13 protein-coding genes are annotated in these 10,089 nt (G+C 62.1%); 3 read left to right on the plus strand and 10 right to left on the minus strand.

From position 1 onward, the window contains the following. Window positions 1-28 precede the first annotated feature (28 nt). From OGR47_RS02575 to OGR47_RS02585, 3 genes are all read right to left on the minus strand, one after another. On the minus strand, window positions 29-952 hold the full coding sequence (locus tag OGR47_RS02575) for a S1/P1 nuclease (protein ID WP_165055674.1): 924 nt from the start codon (window positions 950-952) through the stop codon (window positions 29-31). A 49-nt stretch (window positions 953-1,001) separates the two neighbouring features. Further along, complete coding sequence (locus OGR47_RS02580) at window positions 1,002-2,015, minus strand: hypothetical protein (protein ID WP_165055672.1); 1,014 nt, start codon at window positions 2,013-2,015, stop codon at window positions 1,002-1,004. A gap of 468 nt (window positions 2,016-2,483) precedes the next feature. Further along, a complete protein-coding gene (locus OGR47_RS02585) occupies window positions 2,484-2,960 on the minus strand; it encodes a hypothetical protein (RefSeq protein ID WP_165055670.1) in 477 nt (158 codons plus the stop codon). 177 nt (window positions 2,961-3,137) lie between these two features. Here OGR47_RS02585 and OGR47_RS02590 point away from each other — a divergent pair, with 177 nt between their 5' ends. Both OGR47_RS02590 and OGR47_RS02595 read left to right on the plus strand, forming a co-directional pair. Further along, on the plus strand, window positions 3,138-3,485 hold the full coding sequence (locus tag OGR47_RS02590; RefSeq protein WP_216697882.1) for a DUF2173 family protein: 348 nt from the start codon (window positions 3,138-3,140) through the stop codon (window positions 3,483-3,485). Between the two features lie 114 nt (window positions 3,486-3,599). Next, window positions 3,600-4,271 carry an SOS response-associated peptidase gene (locus OGR47_RS02595; protein WP_216697883.1) on the plus strand — a complete coding sequence of 224 codons (672 nt, stop codon included), beginning with the start codon at window positions 3,600-3,602 and terminating at the stop codon, window positions 4,269-4,271. Window positions 4,272-4,343: 72 nt separating this feature from the next. On the opposite strand, the gene OGR47_RS02600 is transcribed toward OGR47_RS02595, so the two are convergent. Then, complete coding sequence (locus OGR47_RS02600) at window positions 4,344-4,850, minus strand: Spy/CpxP family protein refolding chaperone (protein ID WP_246729668.1); 507 nt, start codon at window positions 4,848-4,850, stop codon at window positions 4,344-4,346. Window positions 4,851-5,106: 256 nt separating this feature from the next. Between OGR47_RS02600 and OGR47_RS21845 the strand changes: the two genes are divergently transcribed. Beyond that, entirely contained in the window at window positions 5,107-5,385 is a 279-nt protein-coding gene (locus tag OGR47_RS21845) for a hypothetical protein (RefSeq protein ID WP_416374447.1), read from the plus strand. 1,759 nt (window positions 5,386-7,144) lie between these two features. On the opposite strand, the gene OGR47_RS02605 is transcribed toward OGR47_RS21845, so the two are convergent. The 6 genes from OGR47_RS02605 to OGR47_RS02630 all read right to left on the minus strand — a co-directional run bounded on the left by OGR47_RS02605 (window position 7,145) and on the right by OGR47_RS02630 (window position 10,086). After that, complete coding sequence (locus tag OGR47_RS02605; RefSeq protein WP_165051608.1) at window positions 7,145-7,423, minus strand: hypothetical protein; 279 nt, start codon at window positions 7,421-7,423, stop codon at window positions 7,145-7,147. Window positions 7,424-7,523: 100 nt separating this feature from the next. Further along, window positions 7,524-7,715 carry a hypothetical protein gene (locus OGR47_RS02610; protein WP_165051606.1) on the minus strand — a complete coding sequence of 64 codons (192 nt, stop codon included), beginning with the start codon at window positions 7,713-7,715 and terminating at the stop codon, window positions 7,524-7,526. After that, window positions 7,681-8,157: a hypothetical protein gene (locus OGR47_RS02615; protein WP_165051604.1), complete on the minus strand. Its 477-nt coding sequence runs from the start codon at window positions 8,155-8,157 to the stop codon at window positions 7,681-7,683. The genes OGR47_RS02610 and OGR47_RS02615 overlap by 35 nt, the downstream gene beginning before the upstream one ends. Before the next feature lie 23 nt (window positions 8,158-8,180). Then, complete coding sequence (locus tag OGR47_RS02620) at window positions 8,181-9,203, minus strand: glycoside hydrolase family 19 protein (RefSeq protein ID WP_165051601.1); 1,023 nt, start codon at window positions 9,201-9,203, stop codon at window positions 8,181-8,183. Window positions 9,204-9,244: 41 nt separating this feature from the next. Beyond that, window positions 9,245-9,685: a hypothetical protein gene (locus tag OGR47_RS02625; protein WP_165051599.1), complete on the minus strand. Its 441-nt coding sequence runs from the start codon at window positions 9,683-9,685 to the stop codon at window positions 9,245-9,247. 107 nt (window positions 9,686-9,792) lie between these two features. After that, window positions 9,793-10,086: a hypothetical protein gene (locus OGR47_RS02630; protein ID WP_165051597.1), complete on the minus strand. Its 294-nt coding sequence runs from the start codon at window positions 10,084-10,086 to the stop codon at window positions 9,793-9,795. Window positions 10,087-10,089 lie beyond the last annotated feature (3 nt).

The raw sequence follows: 10,089 nt of genomic DNA on the forward strand, positions 1-10,089 counted from the left end.
GTCTCCTAGGCAGTTTCGCCGTGGCGTTTCAGCGCAGCGCAACACTAAGCAACCGAGCCAATCGCGCGCCAGCCAACGCCACCTGCTGTTGCGCGACGCGATGGGCGTCCGCCTGATAGGCGTCGGTCAGCGCGAAAGGTCCCGCGCCGTCGCCGATCGGCCCGGTATAGACGAACTGCTCCGCCAATCGCTCGCTTTCGCTCACCCATTTCGCAGGGTCGTCGATGGTGGCCGCTGTTGCGTCGGGGGCGGGCAGGGTGGCTGCAAGAGTGTCGGCGTCTGATGGCCCGCCCCGATCCCCCAAAAGCCCATCCCAATAGGCGTGCAGCTTGGCCCCACAGGTGAAGGCGAGGCAGATGGTTTCGTTGTTGCCGCCCCGATCGCCTTTCGGGAGCGCGCGAGAGAAGCGCGTCGTGGCGTGCAATGGCTGGTGGACATCGCCTACCAGGTGGAGAAGCCAGACGAGATCGTAGGACTTCACGTCATCGTTTACATCGGAGGCGAGCGCTTTGCGAAAGGCTTCAATTTGCGTCAGCGCATTCGGCGCCTGAGGGGATTGGGCGGGCGTTCCATCCGGCGAGAAAGGCATGTCGACGAAATGCCAATAATCGTGGACCTTGTGGTCAGCGTAACCGATGTTCGCGGCGGCCTCTTCGCCATCATGGGCGACCGAGCCGCGTTCGTAATCGTCGCGCCGCTTTATGTCGTCGGCCCAGGTCGCCGCATGAATAAAGGCGACGCGGTCCTGCTGGTCGGCCGGCAGGCCGCGCACCCAAATGTCGAAATCTGGGTTGAGCCGTAACAGCGAGGCGACGCGCGCCCGCGCCGAGGGCGTAAGCTGCTGATAGGCGACCGCGGCGACGGTCATATGGCCCATATCCCACCAGGCGCTGGCGGAGGGTGAGAGAAATAGGAACGAGAGGGCCGTGGCCGCTCCGAGCAATCTTTTCATTATATCCCCTCCTTAGAAAAGCCCGCTGCGGGAAGCTCCGCCTTGCCGCTCAGCAGACGCCGATCAACTCGCAGAGTTTGCTGACAATTATCTCGACAGAACCAGCGGCGGCAGCCACGAGGGCGGCGACAACTGCCAAGGCCACTTGGCTGCTCACGCTGAGGAGCGCCGCTACCGCGACGACCGGCGCCGAGGTCGTTGTGAGTAAGGCGACGGCGCCCACTCCGATAGCGGCGACGCCCACCGCAGCGACATAGCAGGCGATTTGACATGCCGTGCAAACCCAAAACGGCACGCTATCCAGCGATTGTCCGGCGGCGATGGCGGCGTGCAGTGCCTGCACTCCGCTGTGTGAGCGATAGAATCTATCGAAATCTGCAACGTATTCATTGGGAATCGCATATCCAGCTGCGTCGAAGACGGAGGCTGGCGCTGCGAGCAGCAGTTGGAAGTAGTTAGAGTCGGCGTGGGCGGCGTTGAAAACGGTCTTCACAACCGAGACCGGAGCAGGAGGTTCGACGCCGGTGGCTTCGTTGATGGCCGTCTCTTTTCCATTGACGGTCCAAAACGCCGCTTGCATCGTCCAATATTCGTCGAGTTTCACTTTTCCGTCGTTCTCGCTCCAGGAATAGATTGGCTGGTTGTCCTGGGCGGCATTGCTGTTGATGCTCAGAAAGATCGGGTGAACGGGATCGAACATGCCGAGCGCCGCGTAGGGCCCGTTTTGATAATCTTGCCACGCTAGCCGCCACAATTGTTGGGCGATCTGAGACCCGTAGGGGGCGACAGTAACAGCCGTGTTCGGGCCATTGTACTGCAAAGCCAAGCGCGGACCGTGATTTGGGGATGGGATTGTGAAAGCCAACCCAATCCAAGATCGGTCGTTCTGCGTCACAGTGAGCGCTTCCCGCCGCCAGAGTTGGGTGGAGGACCACTTCGGGTCGTTTGCCCTCTGGAGCACCGCGCTATAGACGCCATCATTGTTGTGGGAACCCAACGTGACCGCGGCCGGCGCCCCGTCGCCGTACTTCACTCTGCTAACCAGTTTTATGAGATCAGCCATTGGAAACCCCTCGTTTGAAAATCGAGGGACCGTAGTGTGTCGCACGGGCGCCAGTCAACGGCTGCGTAGCAATCCCATGTCCAGACAGATTCAGATATAGGCGATGATTACGGCCACTTTAATCGGCCACTGACGCTTTACCCTAAGCCTTCAGGCTTCAAAGGGCCGTCTTCGAAAAAGAAAGTCTGCCGCTGGCGGAACATGCCTCGACGCGCACCCCTGCCGCTCGTTGACCGGCGGGGCAAAGTCTAGCGTGGTGATTTGAGCTGAAACCTAAGCGGCTTGCGGATAATCCCTCGTCGCAAGCCCGTGCGGCCCGACCAAGAATTCACTGGCCGGGCCGCCTAGGGCTCTGACTGCCAGAAAGGTGCATTTTATGTCTTGCTCACTGACAAGCCGAGTTAATGCTTCCCTTTCTAGGCAGGGCATCCTGAGCGGTTACTCTAATTTGCTGCGATCGACCGGCCTTCATTGGCCGGCTCTGCCGTTCGCAATTTCCTCTGGCGGCTGCCAGATTATTTTTGACGCCACGCTGGCGTTATTGCTGTTACTCGCCTTTGTAGGTCCCCGATGGTCTGCGACCGCCTTTTCAGCAATCTGCCACTCTTCATCGCTCCAGTTTTTAGACGCTGTTTGCGCCGAGGGCGAACCCACGGAAGGGATCATCGCTGTGATACCTTCCTTTAGCTTCTGGCCAAGCGTTTCTTCGGAACCTCGCGCTGATCCATAGGCGTTGGGTGGGACTTGCTTGAGTTGAGACAGGAAATTCTCATTCCAAGGCGTCTCTGCTGAAATGTTCTGGGCGATTGCAAGGTCTGCCTCGGGGAGGCTTGCGACACGACGGTAATTTATCGAGTTCGCCGCGTAGCCTAAAACCACCAGCGCCGCCAATATTGCGGAAGCCCCGACGACGTGTCGATTGATGGTTGATGGCAGCTTCATCATAACTCGCTCCTGATTTGGCAGGGAGGTATGGAGTAAGGGCCTTCGGCCCAACCGATGCGCCTATAGGTAGCGTCAACTAGGTGATTTCCAGTCTTGCCAGGGAAGATGGAAAACAGGCTGAAGCTTTCGGGGTTGCTTGCCTGAGAAGCAATGACCTTCGCAGAGGTGGAGAGGAAAATGGCTGCACTGACGGAACTTGCAAAATTGGACGGCGTCGTCCTCGCATTTGAGTTCGCCCCGGACGGCCGCCTGCTTGATCACGAAGCGACCGCCGAGACGCCGCCCGGGATGACTGAGATGGCTGCGGCTGCACAGTTTTGTGCGTCGGTAACGACCAACTTCAACGCGCTTGCCGAAGCATTCTCCAAACTGAGCGGCATGCAATGGATACCCCAACAGGGGTGGGCGTATTCCGGGGGTGAGTATACGATAGCCATCGGCTGCAACGGCTATCGCGGGGTTTTCATCAAGACCGAAAAGGCCGACTTCAACCAACTGTTTGAACTGCTGGTTGCCAGCAAATAGCTGGCTTGCGATGAGCGCAGCGCGGGCTATGGATGGCGCAGCCGCGCGGATAGGTCCGTCCCGGCGATCGGCGCGCCATAGCGTCGATGAGGGGGCGGCGTTAATATCGCCCCCATGTGCGGACGGTTCACACAATCCTACACATGGGCGGAGGTCGAGCGCTTCCTGAGCGTCATCGGCCCGGCGCGCAATCTACGGCCGCGCTACAACATTGCGCCGACCACTCCAATCGACGTCCTACGGCTTGGGGGGGCGGGCCGCGAGCTCGTCTCCATGCGCTGGGGCCTTGTCCCGTCCTGGTGGAAGAAATCGCTCAGCGAACTGCCGGCGACCTTCAACGCCCGCGCCGAGACGCTTGCCGAAAAGCCGATGTTCCGCTCGGCGCTCAAGTCGCGTCGCTGCATCATCCCGGCGTCGGGCTTCTATGAATGGACCGGCAAGCCGGGGGCAAAAACGCCCCACTATTTCTCGGCGCGCGACGGCCGCCCGCTGGCTTTTGCGGGCCTATGGGAGTGCTGGCGCGATCCTGAGACACAGGAGCCCATGGAGTCCGCAACGATTGTCGTGGGGCCCGCAAACGAGTGGATGCGGCCCTTTCATGACCGCATGCCCGTCATTCTCGACTGGTGCGACGCCGGCGCCTGGATGGCGGGAGAGCGCCTTGGGGAGCTTCTTTGTCACCCGCCCGAGAACGCGCTACACGAATGGATCGTATCGTCGCGGGTGAACCGCTCTGGCGTCGGGGACGATGATCCGGCGCTAATCGAACCCTCGCGGGCGGCCTAATTATGCTGCCGCCCAATCCCGCTCGCCCTAGCTTGTGTCTCACGTTCCCGGCTTGCGCGGCCGCTGCCTTTGTCAGTGATCGGCGTGCGCTCCCCAGTGCCCGTGGCCAATCGGCGTCAAAAGCACATGGAAGAGAAGAACGCCGAAGCGGCGCTTCTGCGCATCGTCGAGACTGTCGAAGAGCGGCTTCGCAGCGTCCGCGAGCTTGCTTAGCTCTGCGCCCCGTGAAGTAAGCCCCTGAGAGCGCAGTCGTAGCCCCTCGACGACGTTGTGATGCTCGCGAATGTCTTTCCATTTCCCGCGGAACTCCGCGGCGCGATCCGCGCGAGCTTTCCATACCTCGCGCAAAGCGGTTTCGAGCGCGGGCCATGATTTTTCCTGCGCCGCAGTAAGCTTCAAACCCGATTTTAGCGCTGCTACCCGGGCGTCCAAGAAAGCCGCGCGGTCTTCAGGAGAGAAGCCTTGATCCCCGGCCTGAGCGGGCTGATCGGTTGCGGGTGGGTCGGCAAGGGCGGTCCCTGCCAGACCTGCGGCAGCGAGCATCGCCGCGGACATCGTGGTGAGGAGTCGTTTACGCAAGACGCAGCCTCGATGGTGTAGGAATGGACGGTTAGCCCGATGTATGTCTGCACCTAAGAATGGCAAATTAAGCTTCTGTAACCAGTGACTTGCTCGCTCGAGCGATCAAACAGCGAGGGGCTTGAAGGGCAGCCACGCGGCTCTACCTCAAAAATATCAAGGGCGCGTCATCCGCCCATCCCCATCCCAGGGGATCCGCGCCCAGCCCGGCCCTGAGCGGCCGGGCTTCGTCGCTTTCGAGGAGGTGGAAGCCAATATGGACGAAGCCGCTGGCGTCATTGCAGAAGACAAACAAAGCGAGCCGGAACAGCCCGGCATCACGTTTGAGCAATTGCGAGAGGGCCGCTGCAAGTTTCCGCTAGGGCGCCTTAGCGACCCGCCAGAGCGCTTCTGCGGGGAGCCGGTGGCGATGAGCTCGCCATACTGTGGCGCGTGCAGGCTTACCGTCTACGCGCGGAGCGTGCGACGCCGAGGTAGACTGCGTTCAAAATCCGGAAACGTTGTCGAAAAGCCCAGACCACGGGTGACCGTCTAGTTTCGGCTGCCCTCGATTCGCCCCCCAAGCCCCCGAGGGCGCAGGTCCTCGGTAGCCCACCGGCGCCGAGGGCCTGCTTTCTAAGTTTCAAGAGCGCGAGCCGCGCTCAGGCCACTGGCGCAGTGGATGGCGCTGATCCCAGACTACGCATGCTAGCGAGGTCCTTTGCAGGGCCGGTGTAGGCGGAGGCCGCGGCAAGAGTTTCACTGCCTAGCGCAGCTTTCGTAGTTGACGAAATGCGCAATTACGCCATGTCCGCCCAATTGCCGGTTCGTCGGCAACGGAGGAAGACGCCCATGACGTATCTCATGCTCCGAGCGACCCTTGCTGGCGCAGCGCTGTTCTCTGGCGCACTACTCGCTCAAGCTCAGTCAGTCCCACCGATCGATGCTCCTGCTCAGATGGCGCCAGCCCCCGATGACCAAGGAGGCCCCGCCGATCTCCCAACTACGCCAGGCGTGCCCGAGCCCGACGACGACTCGGATGGTGGCTGATACAGAAGCGGGTTTCTGCAACTGCAGGCTATACAGAAGGGTGATCACCTGCTCGCGCAGCTAGCGGGCTCTGATGCGCATCTAAACAAAGCCCGCCCCTATAGAAGCCGTCGAGGCGCTGCGTCGATGCGCCAGGTGGGGGCAATGCAGCGGGCGGCTCGGCGCGGGAGCCGAAGGGCTTGTCCCAGAAACCGAGCCGCCTTACCCGGTTGGCAGATGACGGCCGGGCGACCTTGTTTTACACCGCCATCAACCGCCCGCAATTGGGGGGAATACTCAGCAAGCACTCGAGCAGCGCGCCGCTTGGTCAAGCGCGACCGTGAGTTACCAAATACGTAGATTTACGAAATTGAAAAATAGCCCCGAGGTGCGGCAATCTGTCGCAGAGCGAGAAGAGTGAGGGCGAAAAATGTTGAGTGTTCAGGGTATTAGCGCCATCCCAGGCCTGCCCGCCAGTGAGTTAGTCCTAGGGTTAGGGTCGTCGCCCGCCAAGCCCCGAGTGTTGCTCTCGTCCTACCTGCTCAACCTCTGGCGCGGACCTGAAGCTGTGCGCGACATGATCGTAGCTGACTTCTGCTCAGCGACCGATATGGGGGCGTCAGCGCACGCGGCTGACTTGTTGGCGGTTCTGCGTCAGTTCCTCGACGATTTCCCCGAAGCGCGTGTTTTTTCGTGCGCCTGCCATCAGCTGGGGTGAGAGCCTGTCTACGTACTTCGCAACATAGGCCGCGCCACCTACTTTGAGCGCCTATGCTGGCATTGTCCGCCAAACGCCGCCAAGCCCTGCATGAACCCTGCCGAATTCGAGAGCAGCGTAGGACCTCACGTTCAGCCGCCCGCGACCGCCATGGCGAGGCCACCCATCGTCGCGACAACGATCGACAGCAGCACTGCGTTCGCGATTTGCGCACGGATGAACATGCCCGAGAAATTAACGCCCTGCCTTGGTCATCACAATTAGCAGAAACCGAGCGGTGGATTGTCGCACGGAGGCGACGCTACAGGATTGCGGACCTACGCCTTTGACCAGAGAAACCTTGGAATTCTCGCCACGTTTGCCGCAGGTGAGGGTCATCTAGCGGTATCGTGGGATGTTTTTGGGCAAAGCGATCGTCAAACGCTCTGCGAAAATGGCGGTCTTTGCCAATTGCCGGGTCAACGCGGCGGGCTCGGTTTGGAGCAAGCCCGGTGTTGCAGTCACCTCCCAAAAATGGGAGGTTGACGAGAACGCGCCCAAATGACGCAAAACGCGGCGATAGCCTGCCTTACTTGCTGACGTATTTCGAAATTCCGGGCCAGAACCAGGCGATCGTCACTGTCCCGGCAATTCCAAGCAGCCACCAGAAGAGCTTTTCCCCGCCCTGGCGGGCGCCGATGCGCATGGCGCGCAAAAACTCCATATCCTTGCGCGTCTCGGCGCGCTCTTCGATGTCGTTGCAGTCGATCCCGAAGGTGCGCTCGATTTTTTCGGCCACAACCGCCCGCGTATCCGCCATAGCCTCGCGGACAGCCTCCTTGATCTCCTCTTTCGTGAGCTCCGCCATCGCTATCCCCAATGCTTCCTGATTCCGACGAGCAAGGCCCCGCCGATGACGATCGCTAACGCGACAAAGATCGCCGTCTGAGCTTCGGCGGGCGCCATGGTCACCGCGCCCCGAAGTCGCGCCGCACGTCTCCGTAGAAGGCGGCGTCGCCGGCAAGGCGGCGATTGGCTTCCTCGGCCGCGGCGCGGTTCTCGAGCGCGAAGACGTCGAGCCGCTTTCCTGCCGTCGCCACGGGAAGCGCGACCCCCGCGCCGAAATTAGCGGGCGGCTCCGGCAGGCGCTCCCGCTCCATGACCGGCTGCGTCGAAGTCGCGCACCCGGCGAGCAAGAGCGTCGTCAACGACACAAGGGCGAGCCGCCTCCGCAGGGATAGCGGCGCGGATGGGAGCGGCGTTCTCGGCAGGCTTTGCGACATGGGCAGGCTCCGATTTGAGGCGATCGATGATCTGTTGCTGTGCGCTCGCGGCGGCGGCGTATTCCTCGGCGCGCTGTGTCGCCGCGGCGGCGATCTCGCGGGTCGCCGCTTTCTCGCGGGCGAGCTCGGCTTGGTGTGCGGCCGCAAGCGCGGCGCGCTCGGCCGCCTCTCGCGTAGCGCATGCTTGCGACGCGTGATGATGACCGACGCCATAGGCAACGGCGGCGGCGAGGATGATCTGCCCCAGGCGCGAGGTCACAAAGGACGAGGCGGCCGAGGCGATGGGCTGGAGGGCGGAAAGGGCTGCGAAGATGGGCATGGGCGGCTCCGGGGCGGCGCTGATCAACGGGAGGGATTGACGCCGCTACGCGCGTCATCCACACGCGCGGCCTCAGCCTGTGATGCGCCGCGCCAAATCTGCCAGAGCGCCACGATGACGAGGATCGCGCCGGCGACGATCGCCAGCGCTTTCCAATGGCCCTCGGCCCAGGCCAGCGCGGCCGAGCCGCTCTGCACGGCGCCCGTCACGGAATCGGCCGCGTCCGACATCTGCCCGGCAATGCTGTTGACTGTCGAAGTGGTAGCGGTAACGGCGGCGACGCCTGTCGTGAGGTTCGCGAGGCCAACCTTGACGCGATCCGTCCCAGCGATGGTGCGTGAGCCGGTCGCGCGCAGATCGCGCGCCGTTACTTTCCTCGGGGCTTCTTCGACGCCCGACACGCGCGAGACTTGAGTCTCGGCGCTAAGCAGCCGCACGGTCTTATCGTAGGCCGTCTCGCGCTCGGGAAGACCGTTCTTCCCGCCATTGATGTGCAGGGTCTGCCGGGTCACATCGCCGGAGTCGGCATAGGGCTGGACGCCGAGCAACTTGTAGAGGGCGCACGCGTATTCGAGCGCATAGGCCGGATCGGTCAGCCGCTCCGCGGCAACCTCCGCCGACACGCCGAACAGCTTGCCCAGCGCGGTGACGTTTTTGCGGCCCGTCTCGTTCCACACGCCCTTGCCGCGGAACGTCCAGCCGTCATCCGTTCCCGGCCGATTGCCCATGCGATCGCCATAGACCTTGATCGCCAAGGCATGCGGATTGTGAGCAAAAGGCGCGGCGCTCGCGACGGTCGGGAAGCGCTTGGGCCAGACTTCATGGAGGCGCTCGGCTGTGTAATCGAGATCTTCGTCGAGCCGCTGAAAATATCCGCGTCTGTTTCCAGTCTCGACAGCGGCATGCGCAATGATGCAGGCCTGCCGGCGCACGGTCGTAATGCCATAGCGCGGAAAGACATCGTCGGCATGATCGGCGATCATCGCAATGATATCGTCACGCCCATGCGGCGCCAGCGCGCGGAGAACGCGTGTCCAGTTGGTCATTGGTGCTTCCTCGGGATTTTGTGCAAAAAAATGCACGAAAGTCAGATCGAAGGCGCGCGGATCGCGATAACGCCGCGAAGCGAACGGCCGCAGCGATTCTCGACCCGCCCATGCTCGTTGCCGCCGATCCCGCATGTGCGGCCATCGGTCGAGACGAAGACGTGATGCGGCTTGGAGACGATGGCGCCCGGCACAAGGCGCGACGGGCGCCCGAAACGCGCCCAATCCCGCGCGCGAAGGATATGCGGGTTGCGGCCGGTGTAGAGCGCGACCCACTCGCTCATTGCCGCCCCGCACCACGGACCGCGAAAGCCGGTGAAATTTCCGCGCCCGACAAAGCTCTGCGCGACCGACGCGAGCCCGCTGCGATGCATCGCAACCCACGACGCCGAACCGCCAAACAGATCGGAGAGAAAATCGGCACGCGCGGGCGTCGAGGCGATGGCGAGCGCCATCGCCCCCGCGAGGAGGTGCTTTTTCATGGATTGCCTTCGCGCTATTGAGTGAGCTGGAAGCGGCGGGGATCGCCCGTTACAGCGAGTGTGTGGCCCAGTCGACCGCGAAAGAGAGCTGCTTGCCGCCTCTCTCGCTACTTCACGACGTCGACAGTTTCTTTCGGGCGCCCATTCGGCCAGAAGTGACGTGGCGCGCATGTTTCACAGAGCGTCGCCCTGCAATCCAGGCACCTGATTTCACCCCCGTAGGCGATCGCGCTTTTGCATTCGATGCACTCAAACGCCTGCGCCTCGCGATAGGCGCTTATGGCCTCGGAAACCAGATTCCAGTCTCTTTTCCGATAGCCGCTTTCGGGTGGCTTCTCGCCAATTTTCTCGAAAGCCGTTTCGAGCGCGGCGCGCGTGTCGCGCCAATCGCCGAAGAGCATCTT

Source organism: Methylocystis sp. MJC1 (genome assembly GCF_026427715.1).
GTDB lineage: Bacteria > Pseudomonadota > Alphaproteobacteria > Rhizobiales > Beijerinckiaceae > Methylocystis.

Coding starts and splice junctions, on each gene's coding strand:
- OGR47_RS02595 (WP_216697883.1), top strand. CDS start 3,600: ATGTGCGGACGGTTCACACAATCCTACACATGGGCGGAGGTCGAGCGC.
- OGR47_RS02610 (WP_165051606.1), bottom strand. CDS start 7,715: ATGGAGCGGGAGCGCCTGCCGGAGCCGCCCGCTAATTTCGGCGCGGGG.
- OGR47_RS02615 (WP_165051604.1), bottom strand. CDS start 8,157: ATGCCCATCTTCGCAGCCCTTTCCGCCCTCCAGCCCATCGCCTCGGCC.
- OGR47_RS02605 (WP_165051608.1), bottom strand. CDS start 7,423: ATGGCGGAGCTCACGAAAGAGGAGATCAAGGAGGCTGTCCGCGAGGCT.
- OGR47_RS21845 (WP_416374447.1), top strand. CDS start 5,107: ATGGACGAAGCCGCTGGCGTCATTGCAGAAGACAAACAAAGCGAGCCG.
- OGR47_RS02575 (WP_165055674.1), bottom strand. CDS start 952: ATGAAAAGATTGCTCGGAGCGGCCACGGCCCTCTCGTTCCTATTTCTC.
- OGR47_RS02585 (WP_165055670.1), bottom strand. CDS start 2,960: ATGATGAAGCTGCCATCAACCATCAATCGACACGTCGTCGGGGCTTCC.
- OGR47_RS02590 (WP_216697882.1), top strand. CDS start 3,138: ATGGCTGCACTGACGGAACTTGCAAAATTGGACGGCGTCGTCCTCGCA.
- OGR47_RS02620 (WP_165051601.1), bottom strand. CDS start 9,203: ATGACCAACTGGACACGCGTTCTCCGCGCGCTGGCGCCGCATGGGCGT.
- OGR47_RS02580 (WP_165055672.1), bottom strand. CDS start 2,015: ATGGCTGATCTCATAAAACTGGTTAGCAGAGTGAAGTACGGCGACGGG.
- OGR47_RS02630 (WP_165051597.1), bottom strand. CDS start 10,086: ATGCTCTTCGGCGATTGGCGCGACACGCGCGCCGCGCTCGAAACGGCT.
- OGR47_RS02625 (WP_165051599.1), bottom strand. CDS start 9,685: ATGAAAAAGCACCTCCTCGCGGGGGCGATGGCGCTCGCCATCGCCTCG.